The 25,263-nt window shown below is 72.9% G+C and carries 22 protein-coding genes; 14 read left to right on the plus strand and 8 right to left on the minus strand.

Annotated elements, in window-relative coordinates; translation table 11 throughout:
• The first annotated feature begins 1 nt into the window (after position 1).
• The 5 genes from J3R08_RS11930 to J3R08_RS11950 all read left to right on the plus strand — a co-directional run bounded on the left by J3R08_RS11930 (position 2) and on the right by J3R08_RS11950 (position 4,449).
• Positions 2 to 1,162, plus strand: a complete 1,161-nt coding sequence (locus tag J3R08_RS11930) for a glycosyltransferase family 4 protein (protein WP_043325002.1) — start codon at positions 2 to 4, stop codon at positions 1,160 to 1,162.
• Between the two features lie 83 nt (positions 1,163 to 1,245).
• The gene (locus tag J3R08_RS11935) at positions 1,246 to 1,749 is read left to right on the plus strand and encodes a hypothetical protein (RefSeq protein WP_043325001.1); all 504 of its coding nucleotides are present in this window, start codon (positions 1,246 to 1,248) and stop codon (positions 1,747 to 1,749) included.
• Positions 1,750 to 1,874: 125 nt separating this feature from the next.
• Positions 1,875 to 2,786, plus strand: a complete 912-nt coding sequence (gene pdxS / locus J3R08_RS11940; protein WP_043325000.1) for a pyridoxal 5'-phosphate synthase lyase subunit PdxS — start codon at positions 1,875 to 1,877, stop codon at positions 2,784 to 2,786.
• Positions 2,787 to 2,859: 73 nt separating this feature from the next.
• Positions 2,860 to 3,465 carry a pyridoxal 5'-phosphate synthase glutaminase subunit PdxT gene (gene pdxT / locus J3R08_RS11945; RefSeq protein ID WP_043324999.1) on the plus strand — a complete coding sequence of 202 codons (606 nt, stop codon included), beginning with the start codon at positions 2,860 to 2,862 and terminating at the stop codon, positions 3,463 to 3,465.
• Positions 3,466 to 3,699: 234 nt separating this feature from the next.
• Entirely contained in the window at positions 3,700 to 4,449 is a 750-nt protein-coding gene (locus tag J3R08_RS11950) for a YebC/PmpR family DNA-binding transcriptional regulator (RefSeq protein ID WP_043324998.1), read from the plus strand.
• A 67-nt stretch (positions 4,450 to 4,516) separates the two neighbouring features.
• Here J3R08_RS11950 and J3R08_RS11955 read toward each other — a convergent pair whose 3' ends face one another.
• From J3R08_RS11955 to J3R08_RS11970, 4 genes are all read right to left on the minus strand, one after another.
• A complete protein-coding gene (locus J3R08_RS11955; protein ID WP_113973161.1) occupies positions 4,517 to 5,578 on the minus strand; it encodes an ABC transporter permease in 1,062 nt (353 codons plus the stop codon).
• Positions 5,575 to 6,468: an ABC transporter ATP-binding protein gene (locus tag J3R08_RS11960; protein WP_043324996.1), complete on the minus strand. Its 894-nt coding sequence runs from the start codon at positions 6,466 to 6,468 to the stop codon at positions 5,575 to 5,577. The genes J3R08_RS11955 and J3R08_RS11960 overlap by 4 nt, the downstream gene beginning before the upstream one ends.
• A gap of 81 nt (positions 6,469 to 6,549) precedes the next feature.
• Positions 6,550 to 7,227: a response regulator transcription factor gene (locus J3R08_RS11965; protein ID WP_104115898.1), complete on the minus strand. Its 678-nt coding sequence runs from the start codon at positions 7,225 to 7,227 to the stop codon at positions 6,550 to 6,552.
• Positions 7,224 to 8,513, minus strand: coding sequence for a sensor histidine kinase (locus tag J3R08_RS11970; RefSeq protein ID WP_043324994.1), 1,290 nt, complete (start codon positions 8,511 to 8,513; stop codon positions 7,224 to 7,226). Before J3R08_RS11970 ends, J3R08_RS11965 begins: the two co-directional genes overlap by 4 nt.
• 87 nt (positions 8,514 to 8,600) lie before the next feature.
• Here J3R08_RS11970 and J3R08_RS11975 point away from each other — a divergent pair, with 87 nt between their 5' ends.
• The gene (locus tag J3R08_RS11975) at positions 8,601 to 9,161 is read left to right on the plus strand and encodes a GNAT family N-acetyltransferase (RefSeq protein ID WP_209961148.1); all 561 of its coding nucleotides are present in this window, start codon (positions 8,601 to 8,603) and stop codon (positions 9,159 to 9,161) included.
• Between the two features lie 62 nt (positions 9,162 to 9,223).
• Here J3R08_RS11975 and J3R08_RS11980 read toward each other — a convergent pair whose 3' ends face one another.
• Positions 9,224 to 10,165: a permease prefix domain 1-containing protein gene (locus J3R08_RS11980; RefSeq protein ID WP_209961151.1), complete on the minus strand. Its 942-nt coding sequence runs from the start codon at positions 10,163 to 10,165 to the stop codon at positions 9,224 to 9,226.
• Positions 10,162 to 10,503 carry a PadR family transcriptional regulator gene (locus J3R08_RS11985; protein WP_073827635.1) on the minus strand — a complete coding sequence of 114 codons (342 nt, stop codon included), beginning with the start codon at positions 10,501 to 10,503 and terminating at the stop codon, positions 10,162 to 10,164. Before J3R08_RS11985 ends, J3R08_RS11980 begins: the two co-directional genes overlap by 4 nt.
• A 184-nt stretch (positions 10,504 to 10,687) precedes the next feature.
• Here J3R08_RS11985 and dnaE point away from each other — a divergent pair, with 184 nt between their 5' ends.
• Complete coding sequence (gene dnaE, locus J3R08_RS11990) at positions 10,688 to 14,221, plus strand: DNA polymerase III subunit alpha (protein WP_209961154.1); 3,534 nt, start codon at positions 10,688 to 10,690, stop codon at positions 14,219 to 14,221.
• A 24-nt stretch (positions 14,222 to 14,245) separates the two neighbouring features.
• Here dnaE and J3R08_RS32845 read toward each other — a convergent pair whose 3' ends face one another.
• Positions 14,246 to 15,196: an N-acetylmuramoyl-L-alanine amidase gene (locus J3R08_RS32845; protein WP_374102406.1), complete on the minus strand. Its 951-nt coding sequence runs from the start codon at positions 15,194 to 15,196 to the stop codon at positions 14,246 to 14,248.
• Between the two features lie 769 nt (positions 15,197 to 15,965).
• Here J3R08_RS32845 and J3R08_RS12000 point away from each other — a divergent pair.
• Together J3R08_RS12000 and J3R08_RS12005 are read left to right on the plus strand one after the other, a co-directional pair.
• The gene (locus J3R08_RS12000) at positions 15,966 to 16,880 is read left to right on the plus strand and encodes a hypothetical protein (protein WP_245254724.1); all 915 of its coding nucleotides are present in this window, start codon (positions 15,966 to 15,968) and stop codon (positions 16,878 to 16,880) included.
• 393 nt (positions 16,881 to 17,273) lie between these two features.
• Entirely contained in the window at positions 17,274 to 18,311 is a 1,038-nt protein-coding gene (locus J3R08_RS12005; protein WP_069087659.1) for an aminotransferase class V-fold PLP-dependent enzyme, read from the plus strand.
• A gap of 47 nt (positions 18,312 to 18,358) precedes the next feature.
• Here J3R08_RS12005 and J3R08_RS12010 read toward each other — a convergent pair whose 3' ends face one another.
• Positions 18,359 to 19,531 carry an acyl-CoA dehydrogenase family protein gene (locus J3R08_RS12010; protein WP_043324984.1) on the minus strand — a complete coding sequence of 391 codons (1,173 nt, stop codon included), beginning with the start codon at positions 19,529 to 19,531 and terminating at the stop codon, positions 18,359 to 18,361.
• Positions 19,532 to 19,618: 87 nt separating this feature from the next.
• On the opposite strand from J3R08_RS12010, the gene J3R08_RS12015 reads away from it, so the two are divergent.
• The 5 genes from J3R08_RS12015 to J3R08_RS12035 all read left to right on the plus strand — a co-directional run bounded on the left by J3R08_RS12015 (position 19,619) and on the right by J3R08_RS12035 (position 25,262).
• A complete protein-coding gene (locus J3R08_RS12015; RefSeq protein ID WP_043324983.1) occupies positions 19,619 to 20,272 on the plus strand; it encodes a TetR/AcrR family transcriptional regulator in 654 nt (217 codons plus the stop codon).
• A 48-nt stretch (positions 20,273 to 20,320) separates the two neighbouring features.
• A complete protein-coding gene (locus tag J3R08_RS12020; protein WP_064448532.1) occupies positions 20,321 to 21,763 on the plus strand; it encodes an aldehyde dehydrogenase family protein in 1,443 nt (480 codons plus the stop codon).
• Positions 21,760 to 22,836: an alcohol dehydrogenase catalytic domain-containing protein gene (locus J3R08_RS12025; protein WP_231915646.1), complete on the plus strand. Its 1,077-nt coding sequence runs from the start codon at positions 21,760 to 21,762 to the stop codon at positions 22,834 to 22,836. The genes J3R08_RS12020 and J3R08_RS12025 overlap by 4 nt, the downstream gene beginning before the upstream one ends.
• Positions 22,837 to 22,924: 88 nt before the next feature.
• Complete coding sequence (locus tag J3R08_RS12030) at positions 22,925 to 23,560, plus strand: transcriptional regulator (protein ID WP_223201133.1); 636 nt, start codon at positions 22,925 to 22,927, stop codon at positions 23,558 to 23,560.
• Positions 23,561 to 23,693: 133 nt separating this feature from the next.
• Positions 23,694 to 25,262, plus strand: coding sequence for an MFS transporter (locus J3R08_RS12035; RefSeq protein ID WP_043324981.1), 1,569 nt, complete (start codon positions 23,694 to 23,696; stop codon positions 25,260 to 25,262).
• Position 25,263: the final 1 nt, after the last annotated feature.

The following is a 25,263-nucleotide window of genomic DNA, read 5'->3' on the forward strand; positions in this document are numbered from 1 at the left end:
AGTGCGTATCGGCATCGTGTGCCCGTACTCGTTCGACGTGCCGGGCGGGGTGCAGAACCACGTCATGGACCTGGCCGAGGCGCTGCTCGGGCTCGGCCACGAGGTGAGCGTGCTGGCGCCGGCCGACGAGGACTCGGCGCTGCCGCCGTACGTGGTGTCGGCCGGGCGGGCGGTGCCGCTGCCGTACAACGGTTCGGTGGCCCGGATCGCGTTCGGCCCGGTCTCCACCGCCCGGGTGCGGCGTTGGATCACCCGGGGCGACTTCGACGTGCTGCACGTGCACGAGCCGCTCACGCCGAGCCTGTCGATGCTGGCCGTGCTCTGCGCCCGCGGCCCGGTGGTGGCCACGTTCCACACCGCGATGACCCGTTCCCGGGTGCTGTCGGCCGCGCAGGGCGCGCTGCAGATCGTGCTGGAGCGGATCACCGCCCGGATCGCGGTGAGCGCGCTGGCCCGCAAGGTGCAGGTCGAGCACATGGACGGCGGCGCGGTGGAGATCCCCAACGGGGTGGCGGTGGCGAAGTTCGCCGGGGTGCCGCCGCTGCCCGGCTGGCCGGGGGAGTGCGCGCCGGGCACCGGCGGCACGCTGGGTTTCCTGGGCCGGTTCACCGAGCCGCGCAAGGGCTTCCCGATCCTGCGGGACGCGTTCGTCGCGCTCGCGCCGCACCGCCCCGGGCTGCGCCTGCTGGTCGCCGGGCCGGGCGACGCCGACGAGCTGTACGGGCGGTTCCCGGCCGCCCTGCGCGACCGGGTCACGTTCCTCGGCCTGGTCTCCGAGGCGGACAAGGCACGCATGTTGCGCAGCGTGCACCTCTACGTCGCACCGAACACCGGCGGGGAATCCTTCGGGATGATCCTCACCGAGGCGCTGGCCGCCGGGACGACTGTGGTCGCCAGCGACCTGGACGCGTTCCGCCGGGTGCTCGACGGCGGCCGGGCCGGACAGCTGTTCCCGACCGGCGACGCGGCGGCGCTGGGCGGCGCGCTGTCCGAGCTGCTCGACGACGCCGGCCGCCGCGCCGGGCTGACCGCCTGCGGCGACCAGGTGGTGGCGAATTTCGACTGGCCCGTGGTTGCCCGCCGTGTTCTGGAGGTATACGCAGCCGCGATCGAGGCCACCGACGGCCGGGTCATGGACCAGGAGTGGGCGGGACTGGGCTGACCGGGGTGGCCGCTGCGGCCGCTGTGACGAGCGCGTCGACCGGTGCCCCGCGCCGGGCGGGCGGGATGAGGAGCAGCACTACGATGCCGGGCATGTGGTGGGTGGTGGGCGCGGTCGGTGTGCTCGGGCTGGTCTCGGCGTACCTGATCTGGACCTCCGGCCGGGTGCAGCGGCTGCAGGTCCGCGCGGACTCGGCGGCCCGCGCGCTGGAGGCGCACCTGCTGCGCCGCGCGGCCGCCGCCGCGGTCCTGGCCGAGCAGCGGTACGGCGTGGAGCTGTACGCCGCCGCCCGGATCGCGCTCGACGCCGCCCCGGAGGAGCGCGAGGCGGCCGAGAACGACCTGACCCGGCAGTTGCGGGCGGTGCGGCTGGATCCGGACGACCCGGGCTGCGCGGCGGTGATCGCGGCGAGCCGCCGGCTGGCGCTGGCCCGGCAGGTGCACACCGACCTGGTCCGGGACGCCCGATCGGCGCGCAGCCGCCCGGTGGTGCGGCTGTTCCGGATGGGGCGGGGGCGGGAGTGGCCCCGCTACTTCGACATCGACGATCCCACGCTGGCCTCCCCGGCGGACGTGACCACTGGCTGACCGCCGGTCGTGACCGGGGCCACACGGCAGGCCACCGGGGGTTCGATTGGCGCTCGGAGCGGCGTCGCGACGGTCGTAGCATTCCTGCGCAGTCACCTCCCGAGCACGCCGAGGAGCGATGTCCCGTGTCTGAGTCCGCAGCCCCGACCCCCGCCACCGCCGTCGGCACCGCCCGCGTCAAGCGCGGCATGGCCGAGATGCTCAAGGGCGGTGTGATCATGGACGTGGTCACCCCCGAGCAGGCGAAGATCGCCGAGGACGCCGGCGCGGTGGCTGTGATGGCGCTGGAGCGGGTGCCGGCCGACATCCGCGCGCAGGGCGGGGTGTCCCGGATGAGCGACCCGGACATGATCGACGGCATCATCTCCGCCGTCTCGATCCCGGTGATGGCCAAGGCCCGGATCGGCCACTTCGTCGAGGCGCAGATCCTCCAGGCGCTCGGCGTCGACTACGTCGACGAGTCCGAGGTGCTGACCCCGGCCGACTACGCCAACCACATCGACAAGTGGGCGTTCACCGTCCCGTTCGTGTGCGGCGCGACGAACCTGGGCGAGGCGCTGCGCCGGATCACCGAGGGCGCCGCGATGATCCGCTCGAAGGGTGAGGCGGGCACCGGTGACGTCTCCAACGCCACCACCCACATGCGCAAGATCCGGCAGGAGATCCGCCGGCTCCAGTCGCTGCCCGACGACGAGCTGTACGTGGCGGCCAAGGAGCTGCAGGCCCCGTACGAGCTGGTCAAGGAGGTCGCCGAGCAGGGCAAGCTGCCGGTCGTGCTGTTCACCGCGGGCGGCATCGCGACCCCCGCCGACGCGGCCATGATGATGCAGCTCGGCGCGGAGGGCGTCTTCGTCGGCTCGGGCATCTTCAAGTCCGGCAACCCGGCGCAGCGGGCCGCCGCGATCGTCAAGGCGACCACGTTCCACGACGACCCGGACGTGCTCGCCAAGGTGTCGCGCGGGCTGGGCGAGGCGATGGTCGGCATCAACGTCGACGAGATCCCGCAGCCGCACCGCCTCGCCGAGCGCGGCTGGTGAGCGAAAGGAAGGGCCCCCTGTTAACGCCTCCGGTAGAGGCGGGGCCCCTTGTTAACACCCCGGGAGGAGCGGCGTGACCGTACCGGTGATCGGCGTGCTCGCGCTGCAGGGCGACGTACGCGAGCACGTCGCGGCGCTGACCGGCGCGGGCGCCGACGCCCGGCCGGTGCGGCGCCCCGGCGAGCTGGACGCGGTCGACGGCCTGGTGGTGCCCGGCGGCGAGTCGACCACGATCAGCAAGCTGGTGGACATCTTCGAGATGCGCGAGCCGATCGACAAGCGGATCGCCGCCGGCATGCCGGTCTACGGCTCCTGCGCCGGCATGATCATGCTGGCCGTCGAGGTGCTGGACGGCCGCCCCGACCAGCGCGGCTTCGCCGGCGTCGACATGACGGTGCGGCGCAACGCGTTCGGCCGTCAGGTCGACTCGTTCGAGGCGCCGGTGGCGCTCACCGGCGTCGACGGCGGCCCGTTCCACGCCGTGTTCATCAGGGCGCCCTGGGTCGAGCGCGTCGGCCCCGACGTCGAGGTGCTCGGCCGGGTGACAGACGGCCCGGCCGCGGACCGGATCGTCGCGGTACGGCAGGGCAACCTGCTGGCCACCTCGTTCCACCCGGAGCTGACCGGCGACCTGCGCCTGCACCGCCACTTCGTGGAACTGGTCCGGGCGAGCCGCTGAGCGGCCGGTCCGTCCCTGATTGTGCCGGTTCGGGCGGCTCGGGGCGGGCCGCTGCCGTGCGGCGCGTGACAGTGACCCGGCCCCCGCCGGTAGGATTGCCGAGATTCGGCAGGGCCATCAGCCCGCCGCGGCTCCCAGCAGAGATCACGGCACCTCGGCGTCGGCGTGCGCCGGCGGGGGAGCGGGGCGTGTGGTGCGGTCGATGCAGACGGCGGGTAGCAACGGAGGTAACAGATGTCCGGCCACTCAAAGTGGGCGACGACCAAGCACAAGAAGGCGGTCATCGACGCCAAGCGCGGCAAGATGTTCGCCAAGCTGATCAAGAACGTCGAGGTGGCCGCCCGTACCGGCGGTGGTGACCCGGCCGGCAACCCGACTCTCTACGACGCCATCCAGAAGGCGAAGAAGAACTCGGTCCCGAACGACAACATCGACCGCGCGGTCAAGCGCGGCTCCGGCCTGGAGGCCGGCGGCGCCGACTGGCAGACGATCATGTACGAGGGTTACGGCCCGAACGGCGTGGCGATGCTGATCGAGTGCCTCACCGACAACCGCAACCGTGCCGCCACCGAGGTGCGCACCGCGCTGACCCGCAACGGCGGCTCGCTGGCCGACGCCGGCTCGGTGTCGTACATGTTCTCCCGCAAGGGCGTGGTGATCGTCCCCAAGGGCGGCACGACCGAGGACGACGTGATGATGGCAGTGCTCGACGCGGGCGCGGAGGAGGTCAACGACCTCGGCGAGGCGTACGAGGTGGTGTCCGAGCCGGGCGACCTGATCGCGGTCCGCACCGCGCTGCAGGACGCCGGCATCGAGTACGAGTCGGCCGAGTCCTCCCTCATCCCCAGCGTGAACGTGCCGCTGGACGAGGAGGGCGCGCGCAAGATCTTCAAGCTGATCGACGTGCTGGAGGACTGCGACGACGTGCAGAACGTCTACGCCAACTTCGACGTGTCCGACGAGGTGATGGCCGCGGTCGGCTGACCCCGGTCCGACGTGCCGAGCGCCGGCTCCCCGCTGCGGGGTGGCCGGCGCTCGGCGTATGCCGTCGTCAGCCGATCGGCTCGCGCTGCCGCCACGCCGCCCGCACCGAGGTCCGCCCGTTGGTGCGCAGCAGCGAGCCCTCGTAGACCCGGGCCCCGGCGAGCAGGAACCCGGCCGCCGCGAGCAGCAGCAGCGCCAGCGACACGAACGGCTCCCACGTCGCCGCGTCACCGGTGAACAGCCGTACCGGCATCGCTGTGGGCGCGGAGATCGGCAGGTACGACAGGACCCGCATCGCGGTGGCGTTGTCGTTGAGGAACACCACCGCGAAGAACGGCGCCATCACGGCGAGCTGCACCGGGGTGGACGCCCCGGCGATGTCCTCCTGCCGGTTCACCAGCGCACCGGCCGCCGCCCACATCGCCGCCAGCAGCAGGAAGCCGCACAGGAAGAACGGCACGAACCAGCCGATCGCGGGCGCGATCAGGCCCAGCAGGTCACCGCCGTCGGTCAGGCGCATCCCGATCAGCGCGACCGCCGCGATCAGCGTGATCTGCCCCAGCGCCAGCGCGCCCGCGGCGAGGATCTTGCCGGCCAGCAGCGCCCGGGCCGGCACGGCGGCCACCAGGATCTCCACGATCCGGGTCTGCTTCTCCTCGGTGACGCTCTGCGCGATCTGCAACCCGAACGTCTGGGACATGAAGAAGAAGACGAACGCGAAGGCGAACGGCACCAGGTACGCGACGAGTGGATCCACCGCGTCCGGGTCCAGCAGCTTCACCTGCGGGGCCGCGCTGAGCGCGGCGACCACGTCGTCCGGGGCCCGCTCGTCGGCGACCACCACCGGACCGGCCACCACCGCGGCGTCCGCGTCGCCGTCGCGTACCGCCTGCTCGGCGGCGCCGTCGTCGGCGACCAGCAGGACGTCCAGCCCGGCCGCGCGCAGCGGTTCGGCGCCGGCCGCGGTCACCGCCACCGTGGACGGGCCGCTGCTCAGCATCGCCGGCACCACGGTGGCCACGACGGCGAGCAGCAGGAAGATCAGCGTGCTGTAGAGGAACGTCTTGTCGCGGACCTTGACCTTGATCTCGCGGGCCGCGACCAGCCGGGTGGCCTGGAACGTGTTCACTGGTTGACCTCTCGGAAGATCTCGGCGAGGGACGGGGTGACCGGGCCGAACGCGCGTACCGGGCCGCGTTCCAGCGCCGCGCGCAGCACCGCCTGGTCGTCGGCGGGCGGGTCCACCTCGAACACGGCGCGCGCGCCGTCGAGGTCGACCAGCCGCACGCCGGGCTGGTCCCGCAGCCAGCCGGCGTCGCCGTCCACCACGAGCGAGAACCGGGGCAACGTGTACGCGGCGCGCAGCTCCTCGCGGGCGCCGGCGGCCCGGATCGTCCCGCCGGCGATGAGCACCAGGTCGTCGCAGAGCCGCTCCACCACGTCGAGCTGGTGGCTGGAGAACAGCACCGGCGCTCCGGCGGCGGCACGTTCCCGCAGCACCGCGACCACCATGTCGACGGCGAGCGGGTCGAGCCCGGAGAACGGCTCGTCCAGGATCAGCACCTCCGGGTCGTGCACCAGCGCGGCGGCGATCTGCGCGCGCTGCTGGTTGCCCAGCGACAGCGTCTCCAGCAGGTCGTCGGCCCGCTCGCCGAGACCGACCCGCTCCAGCAGCGCGTCGGTGCGGCGGCGCGCCCCGGCGGCGTCCAGCCCGTACAGGCGGCCGAGGTGGACCACCTGCTCGCGGGGCGTCATCTTCGGGTAGAGGCCGCGTTCCTCGGGCATGTAGCCGAACCGGGCCCGGTCCTCCCGGGTGAGCCGGTGTCCCCGCCAGGTGACCTGCCCGGCGTCCGGGGCGAGCACGCCGAGGATGATGCGCATGGTGGTGGTCTTGCCGGCGCCGTTGCCGCCGACGAACCCGGTCATGCGCCCGGCGGTCACGTCGAAGGAGACGTCTTTGAGCACCTGACGGCCGCCGAAGCTGCGGTCGACGCCGTCGAGGCGGAGCACGCTGGTCATGATCCCGACGCTACGGCCGGCGCCCGCACCCGTCGTCCCACCGCGGAACGATCACGTGGTCCGCCCTGCGGCGGATCGGCGTCATCCGCCGGGCCGGACCACCCCGTGCTCGTACGCGAACACCACCGCCTGCACCCGGTCACGCAGCCCCAGCTTGGCCAGGACGCGGCTGACGTGGGTCTTCACCGTCGCCTCGCCGACGCGCAGCACGTCCGCGATCTCGGCGTTGCTGGCGCCGCTCGCGACCAGCTCCAGCACCTCCCGCTCGCGCGGGGTCAGGTCCGCCGTCGCCGCGTCGTGCCGGGGGTCCGGCGGCGCCCCGCCGGGCCGGGCGAACGTGGAGATCACCCGCCGGGTCAGCGCCGGCGCGATCAGCCCTTCGCCGCGCGCCACCACCCGCACCGCCTCGACCAGGTCCTCCGGGGTGCCGTTCTTCAGCAGGAAGCCGCTCGCCCCGGCGCGCAGCGCCGCGAACAGGTAGTCGTCCCGGTCGAACGTGGTGAGGATCAGCACCGCCGGGCCGCCCGGCGTCGAGTCGGCGGTGATCCGGCGCGTGGCCTCCAGCCCGTCGAGCACCGGCATCTCCACGTCCATCAGCACCACGTCCGGCCGCAGCGCGGACGCCATCGACACGGCGCGCTGCCCGTCGGCGGCCTCGCCGACCACCTCGATGTCGTCCTCGACCTCCAGGATGACCCGGAAACCGGTCCGGACCAGGTGCTGGTCGTCGACGAGCAGCACCCGTACCGGCGCGTTCACGCCGCCCGCCCGGCGGCCTCGACCGGCAGCGGCATGCGGGCCCGGACCCGGAACCCGCCGCCGGGGCGCGGCCCGGCCTCCACCTCACCGCCGTGGGCGGCGACCCGCTCCCGCATGCCGATCAGGCCGAGCCCGGTCCCGGCCGCCGGCGCGCCGCCCTGCCCGTCGTCGCTCACGTCGATCTCCAACTCCCTCGCCAGATAGCGGATGCGCACGTCCAGCGTGGTGGCGTGGGCGTGCTTGACCACGTTCGTCACCGCCTCCTGGACGATCCGGTACGCGGCCTGCGACACCGAGCGCGGCAGCGGCACCGGCTCCCCGTACACCCCGAGGTCGGCCCGTAGCCCGGTCTCCCGGGCCCGGTCGACGAGCGCGCGGACCTGGTCGATGCCGGCGGTGTCCTCCGGCGCGGTGACCGCGCCGGCCGCGGCGTCCGGGTCGCGCAGCACGCCGAGCATCCGGCGCAGCTCGTCGACGGAGGTGCGGGCCGTCTGCTCGATGGCGGCCAGCGCGGTACGCGCCTTGTCCCGGTCCCGGTCGAACACGCGCCGGCACGCGGCGGCCTGCACGCCCATCACCGACACGTGGTGGGCGACCACGTCGTGCAGTTCGCGGGCGATGCGGACCCGCTCGCCCATCACCGCGCGCTCGCGCGCCTCCGCCTGGGAGCGGCGCAGCTGCTCGGCCTGTTCGCGTAGCTCGTGCCGGCGGCGCGCGGCCACCCAGGCGGTCTGCCCGGAGTAGTAGGCGAAGCCGAAGAACAGCACGTTGTAGAGCACACCGTTCACCACTGCGGCGAGAACCGGCGGCACCGGGCCGGCGGCGTCGGCGAAGGAGGCAGCGGAGATCTGGTCGGCCCGCAACGCGAGGGACAGCCAGAGCCACGCGAACATCGCGACGATGATGCCGGCCCGCAGCCGCCCGGCCAGCCGCCGGTCGGTGCCCCACGCGCCGAGCGTGAACAGGGCGGCGAACAGCGCGCCCGACGGGATCTGGGCCAGCGGGACCGCCCGGGCCTGCCCGGCGACGAAGGCGACGGCCACGATCACCGCGACGGTGGCGGGCCAGCGCCGCCGTACGGCCAGCGGGGCGGTCACCGCGACGGTCCACCAGACCTGCTCGGCGACGCTCGGCGGCGGCCCGAGCAGGAACGCCCCGGTGCTGTACGCCAGGGTCAGCTCGAACAGGGCCAGCACGGTGACCGCGAGCCCGACCCAGAGGTCGGCGCGGAACTGCGCCGCCGTGGGAGCCGGCCGGCGCCAGGCGGTGGTGGGTGCGGTGCTCACCGTACGACCATGCCACCGACCGGGCCGTCGCGGTGGCCGGGGCGTAATCGGGTGGGCCGGACGACAGTGCCGACGTAGCCTGCCGGGGTGTTCGTGCCTGATCTGCCGTTGCGTACCGAGCGTCTGCTGCTGCGCGCCTTCACCGCCGCCGACCTCGCCGTGGTCCGGGACTACCGGGGCCGCCCGGAGGTCACCCGCTACCTCTACCACGAGCCGTACGACGACGGCGCCGCCCGGGCCGCGATCGAGCGGCTGGTCCGGCGGACCGCGCTGCGCGCCCCCGGCGACGTGCTCAACCTCGCCGTGACGGTCGCGGACACCGGCGAGTTCGTCGGCGACGTGCTGCTGAGCTGGACCAGCGGGGAGCACCGGCAGGGCGAGATCGGGTACGTGGCGCATCCCGCGCACACCGGCCGCGGGTACGTCACCGAGGCGGCCCGGGAACTGCTGCGGATCGGCTTCGACGGGCTGGGCCTGCACCGGATCGTCGGCCGGCTGGACGCCCGCAACACCGCCTCGGCCCGGTTGCTGGAGCGGCTCGGCATGCGCCGGGAGGCGCACCTGCGGGAGAACGAGTTCGTCAAGGGGGAGTGGACCGACGAGGTGGTCTACGCGCTGCTGGCCCGGGAGTGGCGGGCGGCGGCCTGACTGCCCGCGTACCCGGAAGGGCCCGGCACGCCCTCGACGGGGCGTGCCGGGCCGGGCGTGGCTCAGGTGGCGCGGGCGGCCTTGACCGCGCTGTCGATCACGTCCCAGATCGCGACCAGCACGACCACCGCGCCCGCCACCCGGGCGAACTCGACGGTGCCGCCGTCGCGCAGCCAGGCGAACCGCTCGACCAGCTCCGGGTTGAGCAGCCGGTCGGTGGCGAGCAGCCAGAGCACCGGGGCGGCGAAGGCGACGTTGAGCACCGCGTTGACCGCCACCAGCGGCCAGGTCCACCGGCCGGACCGGTACTTGGCGATCTCCAGGCCGACGGTGGCCAGCAGCACCACGATCAGGGCGGGCAGCCAGAAGCTCCAGAGCGCCGGGTCGAGCGCCGGCAGCCGGGTGCCGTCGTCGGTGGTCCAGCGCTGGAAGTGCTGGCCGATCAGGAGGCCGATGGTGGCGAGCAGGAACACCACCGAGGCGATGCTGTCGGAGTGGCTGATCTGCCGTTCCCGGGTCTCCTCGGGAAGCTGTTCGACTGTCCACTCGGGCAGGCCGAGCGGCGTGCGGGTGCGTTCCAGCACGGCGAACACCAGCGTCACCCAGAACGCGATCTGCACCGCGGTCTGCATCGCGGCCACGACCGCCGTGCCGATCGCCGCGCCCGGCTCGCCGTCGACGAGCGCCTTGGTGAGGCCGGAGAGCACGCCGACGATCGCCGGGATCCAGGTGAGCAACAGCCGCAGCAGCCGCCACCAGGTCAGGTAGTAGCGCGGGCCGATGAGTTGCAGCGTGCGGTCGCTGTAGCGGGCCGCGAGCTTCTCCGGGTGGCCCAGCTCGGTGAGCACCTCCCGCTCGGCGGAGGCGTGGTCCTGCCCGCCCGAGGTCCGGTCGTCGATCATGTCGGCGATGGAGCCGCGCAGTTCCTCGGCGAGTTCCAGGCGGCGCTGCGCGGGCACGGCCCGCATGGTGGCGGCGACGTAACGGTCGGTCAGGGAACTCATCGTTCCGCTCCTTCGATCAGGTCGGTGACGGACGCCCGCACCGCGGTCATGTCGTCGAGCAGGCGGTTCAGGACGGCCTCGCCGTCGTCGCTGGTCCGGTAGAACTTGCGCGGCCGGCTCTCCTCGGTGTTCCACTCGCTGGTCAGCAGGCCCTGGTCCTCCAGCCGGCGCAGCAGCGGGTAGAGCGTGTTGGCGTCGACCGCGAAGCCGTGCGCGGCCAGCCGTTGCAGCAGGGCGTATCCGTAGTCGGGGCGGCGCAGGGCGACCAGGCTGGCCACCACGACAGTGCCGCGCCGTAGCTCCTGGAGGTGGGTCCGGAGGACCTCTTCGCTGACCATGTCCAACACGATAGTGTGTGCCACACACCATTGCAATAGAGAAGAACATCGCGTGCCGCACACCGGCCCGCCGGAGAGACCCGGGCCACCCTCGGCGCGGACGGTGGAGCCCGCACGATCACCTCGGTAGGGTGGGTCGGTCGACTCCGACGCAGCTTGATCCACAACCCGGGGGGCGCCACGCATGGGCGATTCGTTCGCGCATCTGCACGTACACACCGAGTACTCGATGCTCGACGGGGCGGCCCGGCTCAAGGACCTCTTCGCCGAGGCGGCGCGGCTCGGCATGCCGGCGGTGGCGATCACCGACCACGGCAACATGCACGGCGCGAACGACTTCTACAAGCAGGCCATGGACGCCGGGGTCAAGCCCATCCTCGGCGTCGAGGCGTACGTCGCGCCGGAGTCGCGCTTCCACAAGGCCCGGGTCAAGTGGGGGCGCCCCGAGCAGAAGAGCGACGACGTCTCCGGCAACGGCGCGATCACCCACATGACCATGTGGGCGAAGAACCGCGACGGCCTGCACAACCTGTTCAAGCTCAACTCCCGCGCCTCCATGGAGGGCCACTACGTGAAGTGGCCCCGGATGGACATGGAGCTGATCGCCGAGCACGCCCAGGGCATCATGGCCACCACCGGCTGCCCGTCCGGCGCGGTGCAGACCCGGCTGCGGCTCGGCCAGTTCGACGAGGCGCTCAAGGTCGCCGCCGCGTACCAGGACATCTTCGGCAAGGACAACTACTTCCTGGAGATCATGGACCACGGCCTCGACATCGAGCGTCGGGTCCGCGAGGGGCTCACCGAGATCGCCCGCAAGCTCGACATCCCGCCGGTGGTCACGAACGACTCGCACTACACCCACGAGGCGCAGGCCGAGGCGCACGACGTGCTGCTCTGCGTACAGACCGGCAGCAACGTCGCCGACCCCAACCGGTTCCGCTTCGAGGGCGGCGGCTACTTCGTCAAGTCCGCCGACCAGATGCGCGCGGTCGACTCATCCGAGCTGTGGCAGCAGGGCTGCCGCAACACGCTGCTGGTGGCCGAGAAGGTCGACCCGGCCGGCATGTTCACGTTCCACAACCTGATGCCGCGGTTCCCGATCCCCGAGGGCGAGACCGAGGAGTCCTGGTTCCGCAAGGAGACGTTCGCCGGGCTGAAGCGCCGCTTCCCCAACGGCATCCCCGAGGGCCACGTCGTCCAGGCCGAGTACGAGCTGGGCGTCATCATCCAGATGGGCTTCCCGTCGTACTTCCTCGTGGTCGCCGACTTCATCCAGTGGGCCAAGAGCCAGGGCATCGCGGTCGGCCCCGGGCGTGGCTCGGCGGCCGGCTCGCTCGTGGCGTACGCGCTCGGCATCACCGACCTCGACCCGATCCCGCACGGCCTGATCTTCGAGCGGTTCCTCAACCCCGAGCGCGTCTCCATGCCCGATGTCGACATCGACTTCGACGAGCGCCGGCGCGGTGAGGTCATCAAGTACGTGACCGACAAGTGGGGCGAGGACAAGGTCGCGCAGATCGCCACGTTCGGCACGATCAAGGCGAAGGCCGCGATCAAGGACTCGGCCCGGGTGCTCGGCTACCCGTACGCGGTCGGCGACCGGATCACCAAGGCCATGCCCCCGGCGGTGATGGGCAAGGACATCCCGCTGTCCGGCATCTTCGACCCGAAGCACCCCCGCTACGCCGAGGCGGGCGAGATCCGTGGCCTCTACGAGTCCGACCCGGACGTCAAGAAGGTCATCGAGACCGCCAAGGGCATCGAGGGCCTGATCCGGCAGACAGGTGTGCACGCCGCCGGCGTCATCATGTCCGCCGAGCCGATCATCGAGCACATCCCGCTCATGCGGCGCGACTCCGACGGCGTCATCATCACGCAGTTCGACTACCCGACCTGCGAGTCGCTCGGGCTGCTGAAGATGGACTTCCTCGGCCTGCGCAACCTGACGATCATCGACGACGCGGTGAAGAACATCCAGCTCAACCACGGCCGGGAGCTGGACCTGCTCGGCCTGCCGCTTGATGACAAGCAGGCGTACGAGCTGCTGGCCCGCGGCGACACGCTCGGCGTGTTCCAGCTCGACGGCGGGCCGATGCGCTCGCTGCTGCGGCTGATGAAGCCGGACAACTTCGAGGACATCTCCGCCGTCCTGGCGCTCTACCGGCCCGGCCCGATGGGCGTGGACTCGCACACCAACTACGCGCTGCGCAAGAACGGCCTCCAGGAGATCACCCCGATCCACCCGGAGCTGGAGGAGCCGCTGCGCGAGATCCTCGCGCCCACCTACGGCCTGATCGTCTACCAGGAGCAGGTGCAGCGCGCCGCGCAGATCCTCGCCGGCTACACGCTCGGCCAGGCCGACCTGCTGCGCCGGGCGATGGGCAAGAAGAAGAAGGAGATCCTGGACAAGGAGTTCATCCCGTTCCGGGACGGCTGCCGCGAGCGCGGCTACTCCGACGAGGCCATCCAGGCCGTGTGGGACGTGCTGGTGCCGTTCGCCGGCTACGCCTTCAACAAGGCCCACTCCGCCGCGTACGGCCTGGTCTCCTACTGGACCGCGTACCTCAAGGCGCACTACCCGGCCGAGTACATGGCCGCCCTGCTCACCTCCGTCGGTGACGACAAGGACAAGATGGCGATGTACCTGTCCGAGTGCCGCCGGATGCGCATCCAGGTGCTGCCGCCGGACGTCAACACCTCGGCCGGGCCGTTCACCCCGGTCGGCGAGGAGATCCGCTTCGGTCTCGGCGCGGTACGCAACGTCGGCGCGAACGTGGTCGCCTCGATCATGCGGTGCCGCGAGGAGAAGGGCGACTACGCCGACTTCTACGACTTCCTGTCCAAGGTCGACGCCGTGGTCTGCAACAAGAAGACAATCGAATCGCTGATCAAGGCCGGGGCGTTCGACGCGCTCGGCCACCCGCGCAAGGGCCTGCTCGCAGTGCACGCCGACGCCATCGACGCGTACGCCGACGTCAAGCGCAAGGAGGCGGTCGGCCAGTACGACCTGTTCGGCGCGGGCTTCGGCGAGTCCGAGACCGGCGGCACCACCACCGTCATGCCGGTCATCGGCGAGGGGGAGTGGGACAAGCGCGACAAGCTCGCGTTCGAGCGCGAGATGCTCGGCCTGTACGTCTCCGACCACCCGCTGTTCGGTCTGGAACACGTGCTCGGCGCGGCGGCGGACACCACCATCGCCGCGCTGTCGGAGGAGGGCACGGTGCCCGACGGCGCGGTGGTCACCCTGGCCGGCATCCTCTCCGGCGTGCAGCGCCGGGTCACCAAGCAGGGCCGGGCGTGGGCGTCGGCCACCCTGGAGGACCTGGCCGGCGGCGTGGAGACGCTGTTCTTCCCGAACACGTACGAGGTGATCGGCCAGTACATCGCCGAGGACGCGATCGTGGTGGTCAAGGGCCGGGTGGACCGGCGCGACGACACCCCGCGCATCATGGCGATGGACATGTCCATGCCGGACGTCACCAGCAACCCGGCGAACAAGCCGGTCACGCTCACCATCCCGGTGCACCGCTGCACGCCGCCGCTGGTGGAACGGCTCAAGGAGACGCTGGTGCTGCATCCCGGCGACACCGAGGTGCACGTCAAGCTGCTCAACGGCGGCAAGGTCACCACGCTGCGCCTCGGCCCGTTCCGGGTCGCGCCGACCACTGCGTTGATGGGTGACCTGAAGAGCGTGCTCGGCCCGGCCAACGTGAGCTGACCGGGCCGAGCGGGGACGTGCCGGCTAGACGCGGGTGACGCGGACGGCGTCGGCGATCACGTACCCGGTGCTGCCGGACCACCTGCTGACACCGACCTTGTCGGCGTCACCGGCGGCCAGGGTGAAGGTGCCCAGTGACCGCCACGCACCGCCGTTGGCGCCCTGGTTCACCGCTACCGTCTGGTTGCCGCTCGTCGTCGCGACGATGTACGGCGTGGAGGTGTTGTAGCCGGCGACGGCCGGATACCAGACCTCCACCCGGTAGGTGGCCGTCGCCGGGATGTTCACCTTGTACCAGGCGGTGTCGCTGGCCGCGACGGGGTTGGCGTACCGGTAGTCGGCACCGTAGCGCTGCGCCGAGTACGTCGAGGTGCCCCAGTTGGCGCTCGCGGTGAACCGGCCGGCGGTGGTGTTGTCCACGATCGTCGACCAGGCGGTCGGCGGGGGAGTGGTGCCGCCGGTGACGAGCTGCATGTAGTAGGTCCAGTTCCAGTTCGACCCCGGGTCGGTGTGCGTGGCGCCCGGCACCTGGTTGTGCCCGATGATGTTGGTGCGGGTCTTCGGGATGCCGTACTTGTCGCACAGGTACCGGGTCAGCGCCGCCGACGACCGGTACATCGCGTCGGTGTACCAGGAGGCGTTGTCGACGTACCCCTCGTGCTCGATGCCGATCGACTGGGTGTTGTAGGTCCAGTTGCCGGCGTGCCAGGCGATGTCCTTGTCCCGCACCATCTGGGTCACCGCGCCGTCGGAGGAGCGGAGCAGGTAGTGCGCGCTGGTGCCGGCGGCGGCGTTCTGGAACCAGCTGATCGAGCCGGCGTAGCTGCCCTGCATGGTGTGGATGACGATGTAGTTGATCGGGTACGCCGACTCGCGGCTGGAGACCGTGTAGTTGGACGAGTTGGCGGGCACCCATGCGGCCGGGCCGTAGTCGGTGCTCAGGGTGCCGAAGTCGCCGGTGCCCAGCGGCGCCACGTCGGCGTACCGGCCCCGCTGCGGCGCGACCGGACGGCCGTCCACGCTGACCTCGCCGCCGGCGGTGGTAGCGATGAAGCCCCGGGCGAGCAGGTCGTACACGGCGTCCGCGTACAGCCGGGCGGTGGCCGCGTCCGTCGAGCCGCCGTAGCGGGCGATCGGGACGTACCACTGGTTGACGTCGTCGCGCTGCGCCGCGGTCAGCCCGGCCTCGTCGGCGTAGGAGCGCAGCACGGCCGCCGCGCCGGCCACGTTCGCCGCGTCCCGGGTACGCAGCTCGGCCCGGTCCAGCCGGGTCCGGCGTGCGGCCTCGTCCAGCGTCCGTACCTTCGGGTTGCTGGTCAGGTGCATCACGCCGTATCCGCCGGAGGCGCTGGGCTGCCCGCCGTGACCGTCCAGGCGAGTCTCGGCGTACCCGAGCGCGGCGAGCAGGTCGCGCGGCACGTCGGAGCCGGCGGCGGCCCGGTCGAAGGCCGCGGCGAGCGGTGGCGCGGCGAGCGGCTGAGCGCCGTGCGCAGGCGCGGCGTGGGCCGGCTGGCCGGTCAGGCCGATCATGAGGATCACGGCGCCGCCGAGCAGGTGGCTCACCCGGCGCGAGGGTCTCCGAACTGTCACGTCACTCCTCGTCGACTGCATGGGGCGACTGGCTCCCGTCGTCGGTTCGCCGCACCTTATAGCGTGACGTTCGTCTATGTCGATACCTTGCGTCGAAGGGCGGTTTCGTGAAGACTTCCTTCAGATGCGGAGCTGTCCCCGTACCGTCGCGGTCTTGCCCGCCGCGCCGCGGCCGGGCAGCATCGTGCGGATGCCGCCCACCGACCTGCTGCTCGTCCGTGACCTGGTGCCCGACTTCCTGGCCTGCGCCGAACGGTCCGGCCCGCCGGAGCCGTGGACCTCCCGCTACCTGGCCGGGCACCCGGACGTGGTCCGGGCGCTGCGCCGCGACGGCGGCTGGTCCGACGCCGCCGGCGTGGCCGCCGCCCTGGACGGGCTCCGCGACCGCGCCACCGAGCTGGCGGCACGAGCCGAGACGGTACGCGCGCTGCTGCCCGGCGGCGTCGCGGCGGTGGCGGACGCGCTGGGCTGGTCCGGCGACGGCGGGCCGGTCGAGTGCGTGGTGCTGGTCGGGCGCAACCGGGCCAACGGCTGGGCCGGTGAGCTGAACGGCAGGTACGCGCTCTTCCTCGCCGTGGAACAGCTCGGCCCGCCCGAGGATCTCGACCTGCTGGTGCGGCACGAGGCCGCGCACGTGGTGCACGACCGCGGCGCCGCGATCCGCGACTGGCCCGAGTACGGGGTGGCGAACGCCCTGTTCACCGAAGGGCTCGCCACCCAGGTGACGGCGGAGCTGGACCCCGGGCGGCCGGACGAGGAGTACCTCTGGTTCGGCCGGCCCGGCCACCGGCAGTGGCTCGACGAGTGCCGCCGCCGGTGGCCGGAGATCCTGCGCCGGGTCCGCGCCGACTTCGACGCCACCGACGTCGAGCACCACGCCCCGTACTTCCTGATGCGGGACTCGCCGCTGGCCGACGGCCTGCCCAAGCGGTGCGGCTACCTGGTCGGCCTGACCGTGGTACGACACCTGCGCCGCCACCACTCCCTGCGAGACCTGGCCACCTGGCCCCTGCCCCGGGTCCGCGAGGAGCTCACTGCCGCACTCCCCGACCTCCCCCCACCCCCCTGACCCTCCCCACCCCACCGCGTCGATCATGAAGTTGACGGCACCTGACGTCCGATTTGTCGCCGCCAACTTCATGATCGACGGGACGGGGAGTTGGCGCGTTGGTGCTCCCGCCTGGCCCCGTGATCTTGCACGTTCCGCCCCTCGCCCTCGTTCCGCCGCGCGATTTTGTACATCTCGCCGTCCCCAACGCCCTCGTTCTGCCGCGATCTTGCAGCTTCGGCCCCACCGAGGGCCTGTTTGCCCCGATTCGCCGGGGCCGAAAGTGCAAGATCGCCGGGGTCGGGCGGGCCGCGCGGGGGCGGGGGCGGGGGCGGGCGGGGTGGGCGGTGCGGGGGCCACGGGGGTGGGATTGGTGGTGTCGGGGGTGGGGTGGGGGTGGTTAGCGTCGGGGGCATGGAGCTGGAGCAGGCACGGAAGTTGTGGCAGCCGGAACCGGGCTGGTTGAACACCGCCACCTACGGGCTGCCGCCCGAGCCGGTGTGGGACGCCGTGCAGCGGGTGCTCGCCGACTGGCGGGGCGGACGGGTGTCGTTCGAGGTGTGGGACGAGTCGGTGGACCGGTCCCGGGCCGCGTTCGCCCGGCTGACCGGCGTGGACGCCGCCGACGTGAGCATCGGTTCCGCCGTGTCGCAGCTGGTCGCGCCGATCGCGGCGAGCCTGCCGGAGGGTGCGACTGTGGTGGTGCCCGAGAGCGAGTTCACCTCGATCCTGTTCCCCTGGCTCGTCCAGCAGGAGCGCGGGGTGCGGGTCCGCACCGTGCCGCTGGCCGGCCTGGTCGACGCGATCGACGCCGGCACCGACCTGGTGGCGTTCAGCGTGGTGCAGTCCGCCGACGGCGTCGTGGCCCCGTACGACGAGATCGTCGCGGCGGCCCGCGCGCACGGCGCCGTCGTGGTGGTCGACGCCACGCAGGCGTGCGGGTGGCTGCCGTTCGCCGCGGACCGGGCGGACGCGGTGGTGGTCGGTGCGTACAAGTGGTTGATGGCGCCGCGCGGCGCGGCCTTCGCCTACCTGGCGCCGGAGCTGCGCGAGCGGATTCGCCCGGACGCGGCCGGGTGGTTCGCGGGCAAGGACCCGCACGCCTCCTACTACGGACTGCCGCTGCGCCTGGCCGACGACGCCCGGCGCTTCGACATCTCCCCGTCCTGGCTGTGCTACGTCGGGGCCGCGCCCGCGCTGGAGCTGCTCGCCGACCTCGATCCGGAGGAGGTGCGCGCGTACGACGTGGGGCTGGCCAACCGGTTCCTGACCGGGCTGGGCCGCCCGCCCGGCGACAGCGCGATCGTCTCCGTGGACGTGCCGGACGCGCAGGAACGGCTGGCCCGCGCCGGGGTGCGCGCGGCGGTCCGGGCGGGCCGGGTCCGCGCCTCGTTCCACCTGTACACGACCGAGGAGGACGTGGACCGGGCGGTCGAGGCGCTGACCGGCTGACGGCTCCGCCCGGCGACCGCCCAGGCCACTCAGGCCGCCCAGGCCACTCAGGCCAGGTGGCCGCCGATCTTCGTGTAGCCGCGTAGCAGGTCCCGGGAGATGATCAGCCGCTGCATCTCGTCGGTGCCCTCGAAGATCCGGTACAGCCGGACCTGCCGGTACCAGCGTTCGATCGGCAGCTCGCGGGTGTAGCCCATGCCGCCGTGGATCTGCAGCGCCCGGTCCACCACCCGGTTGACCATGCCGGCGCCGTAGAGCTTGCCCATCGAGGAGGCGTGCCGGGGGTCGAGGCCCTGGTCGACCGTCCAGGCCGAGCGCAGGATCAGCCAGCGGGCCGCCTCCAGTTCGGTCTCCGAGTCGGCGATCATCCACTGGATGGCCTGGTTGGTGGCGATCGGCGCGCCGAACGTCTCCCGCGTGTTGGCGTGGTCGATCGCCATCTGGAGGACTCGTTCGGCGATGCCGACGGCGTGCGACGGGATGGTGTAGCGGCCCTTGCCGATCCACTCCATGCCGAGCGTGAAGCCCTGCCCGATCTCGCCGAGGATGTTGCGGTGCGGCACCCGTACGCCGTCGAAGATCAGCGAGGCCGGGCCGCCCTCGCCCATGGTCTGGATGAACTCCGAGCGCCAGCCCATCGCGCGGTCCACCAGGAAGGCGGTGGCGCCGCCGCGGCGGGCGCCCTTCTCCGGGTCGGTCACGGCGACCACGATGGCGAAGTCGGCGTCGTTGCCGTTGGTGATGAACGTCTTCTCGCCGTCGAGGATCCAGTCGTCGCCGTCGCGGCGGGCGCGCAGCTTGATGTTCGCCGCGTCGGAGCCCGCGCCGGGCTCGGTGATGGCGAAGCAGGAGATCCGTTCCCCCTCGATGGTGGGGATGAGGAACTCGCGCTTCTGCTCCTCGGTGGCGTGGAACAGGATGTTGTCGGCTTCGCCGCCGAACCGGAACGGCACGAAGGTGCGGCCCAGCTCGGTCCAGATCAGCGACTGCATGACCGCCGGCAGCGCCATGCCGCCGTACTCCTCCGGGGTGGCCAGCCCCCAGAAGCCGAACTTCTTCGCCTTGAGCTGCAGTTCGCGCAGCTCGGAGCGGTCGAGGCCGGGCTGGTGGGCGCGCTCGCGGCGCAGCACCTCCGCCTCCAGCGGCATCACCTCGCGGGTGACGAACGTGCGAACGGTGTCCCGGATCGCGCGTTCCTCGTCGGACAGTGCGAAGTCCACGGTTCCCCCTCAGGTCGACTGGCTATAAACTAGCGCTGGAAGTTTTCCCGCGTCCAGACCCGATGTCGAAAGGAGGATGATGATCAGGTGCCCCGACCCCGACAGGCCCTGCTCACCCGCGACCGGATCGTCGAGACCGCGCTGGCGCTGATCGACGCCGACGGGCTGGACGCGCTCTCCACCCGGCGGCTCGCCGCCGCGCTGGGCGTACGCGGCCCCTCGCTCTACAACCACTTCGCCACCAAGGAGGAGATCCTCGACGCGGTGGCCGACGGCGTCGCGGCGACCGTGGACATCGGCGTCTTCGACGAGTACGAGTGGCTCGACGCGCTCGGCCGCTGGGCGCGCTCGTACCGGGCCGCGCTGGCCGCGCACCCGAACATCGTGCCGTACCTGGCGCAGGGGCCGGGCCGCCGTCCGGCCGCGCTCGCCATGGCCGACGCGGTCTACGGCGCGCTGGTCCGGGCCGGCTGGCCGCCCGCGCGGGCCACCCACATCGGGGCCGCGATGCGCTACTTCGTGGCCGGGTCCGCGCTCGGCTCGTTCGCCCGCGGCTTCGTCGAGGACCCCTCGCTCTACGCCGCGCACCCGCACCTCAACCAGGCGCACCGCCTCGCCGGCCACCAGCGCAGCGTGGACGAGGGGGCGTTCGCGCTCGGCCTGGACGCGCTGCTGCACGGCCTCGCCGCCGAGTACGCGGCCACCGTCGCCCCGCTGGAACGGGTCGGCGGTCCGGAGTAGCGTCCAAACTCCCACCGCTAGTTTCCACCGCCGCCCCCGAAGGACGCCATGGATCTCGCCGCCGCCCCGCCCGCCCTGCTGACGCGCCGCCACCTGCACATCGCCGGTGACTGGGCCGACCCGTCGTCGGACGACACCGTCCCGGTGGAGAACCCGGCCACCGCGAGCATCATCGGCGAGGTGCCGGCCGGTACGCCGGCCGACGTGGACCGCGCGGTCGCCGCCGCCCGCGCCGCGTTCCCCGGCTGGGCCGCAACCGCCCCCGAGCAGCGGGCCGCGCACCTGGACCGGCTGCACACCGCGCTCGCCGCGCGCGCCGACGAGATCGCCCGCACCGTGGCCACCGAGCTGGGTACCCCGCTCAAGCTCGCCACCCGCGTCCAGGCCGGGCTGCCGCTCAAAGTGCTGCGGAGCATGGTCGACCTGGCCGCCCGCCCGGCCGCCGAGCACACGGTCGGCAACTCGCTCGTCGTCCGCGAGCCGGTCGGGGTGGTCGGCGCGATCACCCCGTGGAACTACCCGCTGCACCAGGTGGTCGCGAAGGTCGCGCCCGCGCTCGCCGCCGGGTGCACAGTGGTGCTCAAGCCCAGCGAGTTGACGCCGCTCACCGCGTACCTGCTGTTCGACGCGATCACCGACGCCGGCCTGCCGCCCGGCGTGGTGAACCTGGTGCCCGGCACCGGCCCGGTGGTCGGCGAGGCGCTGGCCGCGCACCCCGACGTCGACCTGGTCTCGTTCACCGGCTCCACCGCCACCGGCCGGCGCATCGCCCACCTGGCCGCCGAGCGGATCGCCCGGGTGTCGCTGGAACTCGGCGGCAAGTCCGCGAACATCGTCCTGGCCGACGCCGATCTGCCCACCGCGGTCAAGGTCGGCGTCGGCAACGCGCTGCTCAACTCCGGGCAGACCTGCACCGCCTGGACCCGGATGCTCGTACACCGCGACCGCTACGACGAGGCCCTGGACCTGGTCGCGGCGGCGGTGGCCGGCTACCGGCTCGGCGACCCCTTCGACCCGGCCACCCGGCTGGGCCCGCTCGCCTCCGCCGCGCAGGCCCGGCGGGTACGCGACCACGTGGACCGGGCGCTCGCCGACGGCGCCCGGCTCGTCGCCGGCGGACCGGACGCGCCGCTGCCGCCGCAGGGGCACTTCGTCGCGCCCACCGTCTTCGCCGACGTGCACCCGGACAGCGCGCTCGCCCAGGAGGAGGTGTTCGGCCCGGTGCTCGCGGTGATCCCGTTCGCCGACACCGACGAGGCGGTCGCCATCGCCAACAACTCCCGGTACGGGCTGGCCGGCGCGGTCTGGTCCGCCGACCCCGACGCGGCGCTGGCGGTGGCCCGGCGGATGCGTACCGGTCAGGTGGACGTCAACGGCGGCGCGTTCAACCCGCTCGCCCCGTTCGGCGGCTACAAGCAGTCCGGCCTCGGCCGGGAACTGGGCGCGTACGGCGTGGAGGAGTTCACCGAGCTGAAGGCGATCCAGCGGTGAGGGCGCTGGTGGTACGCGGCCGGGGCGAGACCCCGGCGGTCGAGGAGGTACGCCTGCCCGCGCCCGGCCCGGGCGAGCTGCGGGTACGCATCCGCGCCGCCGGCATCTGCCACTCCGACCTGGCCATGGTGGACGGCACGCTGGCGCCCGCGTACCCGCTGGTGCTGGGCCATGAGGCGACCGGCGTGGTGGCCGAGGCCGGGCCGGACACGACGATCGCGGTCGGCACGCCAGTGGTGCTCAACTGGGCGCCGGCCTGCCGGGACTGCTGGCACTGCCGGCACGGTGAGCCGTGGCTCTGCGCGGCCAATCCCAACCCGTCGACACCCCGGGGTGAGACGGCCGCCGGTGAGCCCCTCGCGGTCACGCTCGGGCTCGGCGCGCTCGCCGAGGAGGTGGTGGTGCCGCAGCGCGCCGCCGTACCGGTGCCGGCCGGGCTGCCGCCGGAGCAGGCCGCGGTGCTGGGCTGCGCGGTGCTCACCGGCGTCGGCGCGGTCCGCAACACCGCGCGGGTCGCGCCCGGCGAGTCGGTAGCGGTGATCGGGCTCGGCGGGGTGGGCCTGGCCGTGCTGACCGCCGCGCGGCGGGCCGGCGCGTCGCCGATCCTCGCCGTCGACGTGGTGGAGGCCAAGCGGGACCTGGCGCTCGCGGCCGGGGCCACCGACTTCCTGCGCTCCGACGACACGCTGGGCAAGCAGATCCGGGCGCGCACCGACGGGCGCGGCGTGGACCACGCCTTCGAGTGCGTCGGCCGGTCCGCCACCATCCGCGCCGCCTGGCGGGCGACGCGGCGCGGGGGAGCGGTCACAGTGGTCGGCATGGGCGGCAAGGACGACATGCTCAGCCTCTCCGCGCTGGACATCTTCCACTCCGCCCGCACGCTGCGCTCCTCGGTGTACGGCTCGACCGACCCGGACCGGGAGGTGCCGGAGCTGGCCGCCGCGCTCGCCGCCGGTGATCTCGACCTCGGCCCGCTGGTGAGCGGCACGGTGCCGCTGGCGGAGGCGCCCGAGGCACTCTCGCGGCTGTCCCGTGGCGAGGGCGCCCGCTGGGTGGTGACCTTCCCGGACTGACCGGCCGATCCGGATCCGCCGTCGGCGCATCCGGATCGGCCGGTGCGAGCGAACCCCTGGGTAGGAGAGCTACCCGGGGGTACGTCCGTTGCTGACCGAGAACATGCCGGCCGGGGCCGCCGAGACGGCCCGCAAACGGCTGACCGCCGCCGCCGAGGACCTGGACGACAACCAGGTCGCCGGGCTGCTGCTCGACCTGGCCGCCGAGGCCGGCGTGGTGCCCGCCTGGGAACAGGTCTGCCTGCCGCTGCTCGGCTCGCTGCGCGGCGACAGCGCCGCCGAGATCGCGATGGAGCACGCCCTCTCCGAGGGGCTGCGGGTCGGGCTGGACGTGTTCGGCCGCGAGCCGACCCGGCCGCTGCCCGCCCAGGGCGTGCTGCTGGCCGGCGCCGAGCACGAGACACACTGCCTCGGGCTGCACGCGCTCGCCGCGGCGCTGCGCGAGCGCGGGCGCGGCGCGCTGCACCTCGGCCCGGCCCTGCCCTGGTCGGCGCTGGCCAGCGCGGCGGCGCGGGTCCGTCCGCGGGTGGTGGTGGTCTGGTCGCAGACCCCGGTGACCGGCCGCGCGTACCGCCTGGTCCGGCTGCGGCGGGACCTGCCGGGGGTACGGGTGCTCGCCGCCGGCCCGGGTTGGATCGAGCCGTTCCCGCCCACCTCGGCCGTGCCGCAGCGCCTCACCACGCTCGGCGAGGCCACGCTGGCCTGCCTGCGTAGCGCCGCCTGACGCCGAGAAGTGACCTGGCACACATTCGATACGAACCGGTTCCGTATCGAAATCCTCGCGCCTACGCTCGTCACCGTTACGAGTCTGACCCGTATCGTATTTCGACGCGGGGGAGCCGGGGGGAGAACCTGCAGTGGAGCCACACGGGAACACCGGACACCCGAGGAGGTGGGCGATCCTCGGGGTGCTGGTGATCAGCCTCCTCGTGGTCGTCCTCGACAACACCATCCTCAACGTCGCGCTGCGCACCCTCGCCGACCCGGTGCACGGCCTCGGCGCCACCCAGGGCGAGCTGGAATGGGCGATCAACTCCTACACGCTCGTCTTCGCCGGGCTGCTGTTCACCTTCGGCGTGCTCGGTGACCGGCTCGGCCGCCGCCGCTTCCTGATCCTGGGCCTGGCGCTGTTCGGGCTGGCCTCGCTGCTGTCCGCGTACGCGCAGGACCCGGCCCAGCTCATCGCGGCCCGCGCGCTCATGGGCGTCGGCGGCGCGGCCATCATGCCGGTGACGCTCTCGATCATCTCCAACGTCTTCGACCCGCGTGAGCGGGCCAAGGCGATCGGCGTCTGGGCCGGCGCGGTCGGCCTCGGCGTGGCGATCGGCCCGGTGCTCGGCGGCGCGCTGCTGGAGCGCTTCTGGTGGGGCTCGGTCTTCCTGATCAACGTGCCGGTGGTGGCGCTCGGCGTGGTGCTGGTCGCGGCCCTGGTGCCGGAGTCCCGCGACCCGAAGCCCGGCCGGGTCGACGTGCCCGGAGTGCTGCTGTCGGTGGTCGGCCTGGTCGCGCTCACGTACGGCATCATCGACGGCGGCGAGCACGGCTTCGACCGGCCGCAGGTGTGGGTAGCGGTGCTGGGCGGTCTCGCGGTGCTCGGCTGGTTCATCGCCCACGAGCTGCGCAGCGACCACCCGTCGCTGGACGTACGGCTGTTCCGGGTGCCCCGCTTCGCCGCCCCGGTGGCGCTGGTCGGGCTGGTCTTCTTCGCCGCCATGGGCGTGATGTTCTTCGGCGCGTTCTACCTGCAGCTGGTCCGCGGCTACAGCCCGCTGGAGAGCGGCCTGCTGTTCCTGCCGTTCGCGGTGGCCCAGCTGATCTTCGCCCCGCGCAGCGCGGCGATGGTCCGCCGCTACGGCGGCCGGTCGGTGGCGGCGGTCGGACTGCTGCTCACCGCCACCGCGCTGGGCGCGTTCGTCTTCATCGACGCGGACACCCCGATCTGGATCTTCTCGGCGCTCGGCTTCCTCCAGGGCGCCGGCATGGCCAACATCATGCCCCCGGCCACCGAGTCGATCATGTCGTCGCTGCCCCGGGAGAAGGCCGGTGTCGGGTCGGCGGTCAGCAACACCGTGCGGCAGGTCGCCGGCGCGCTCGGCGTGGCGGTGCTCGGCTCGGTGCTCTCCGCCGTCTACCGCGACCAGGTCGCCCCGGCGGTGGCCGCCCTGCCCGCGCCGGTACGCGACGCGGCCCGCGAGTCGGTCTCCGGGGCGTACGCGGTCGCCGACCGGCTCGGCCCGGCCGCGCCGCGACTCATCGACGCGGCGAACGACTCCTTCGTCTCGGCCATGCACTGGGCCGCCGGCGTCTCGGCGGTGGTGGCCGCGCTCGGCCTCGTCATCGTGCTGCGCTGGATGCCCGGCCGGCCGGTCGCCGCCGCCGGTGGTGCGACCCCCGCCACGGACCGGGAGCTGGCCGGGGCCGCGTAGG

The sequence above is a fragment of the Micromonospora sp. HB375 genome (assembly GCF_017872985.1).
In the GTDB taxonomy this organism is placed as follows: domain Bacteria; phylum Actinomycetota; class Actinomycetes; order Mycobacteriales; family Micromonosporaceae; genus Micromonospora; species Micromonospora chalcea.

Excerpts from the sequence above, each read along its gene's own strand:
- J3R08_RS12020 (WP_064448532.1), top strand. The coding sequence starts at position 20,321 with ATGGATCTCGCCGCCGCCCCGCCCGCCCTGCTGACGCGCCGCCACCTG.
- dnaE (WP_209961154.1), top strand. The coding sequence starts at position 10,688 with ATGGGCGATTCGTTCGCGCATCTGCACGTACACACCGAGTACTCGATG.
- J3R08_RS11950 (WP_043324998.1), top strand. The coding sequence starts at position 3,700 with ATGTCCGGCCACTCAAAGTGGGCGACGACCAAGCACAAGAAGGCGGTC.
- J3R08_RS11985 (WP_073827635.1), bottom strand. The coding sequence starts at position 10,503 with ATGGTCAGCGAAGAGGTCCTCCGGACCCACCTCCAGGAGCTACGGCGC.
- J3R08_RS11980 (WP_209961151.1), bottom strand. The coding sequence starts at position 10,165 with ATGAGTTCCCTGACCGACCGTTACGTCGCCGCCACCATGCGGGCCGTG.
- J3R08_RS12005 (WP_069087659.1), top strand. The coding sequence starts at position 17,274 with ATGGAGCTGGAGCAGGCACGGAAGTTGTGGCAGCCGGAACCGGGCTGG.
- J3R08_RS11935 (WP_043325001.1), top strand. The coding sequence starts at position 1,246 with ATGCCGGGCATGTGGTGGGTGGTGGGCGCGGTCGGTGTGCTCGGGCTG.
- J3R08_RS11960 (WP_043324996.1), bottom strand. The coding sequence starts at position 6,468 with ATGACCAGCGTGCTCCGCCTCGACGGCGTCGACCGCAGCTTCGGCGGC.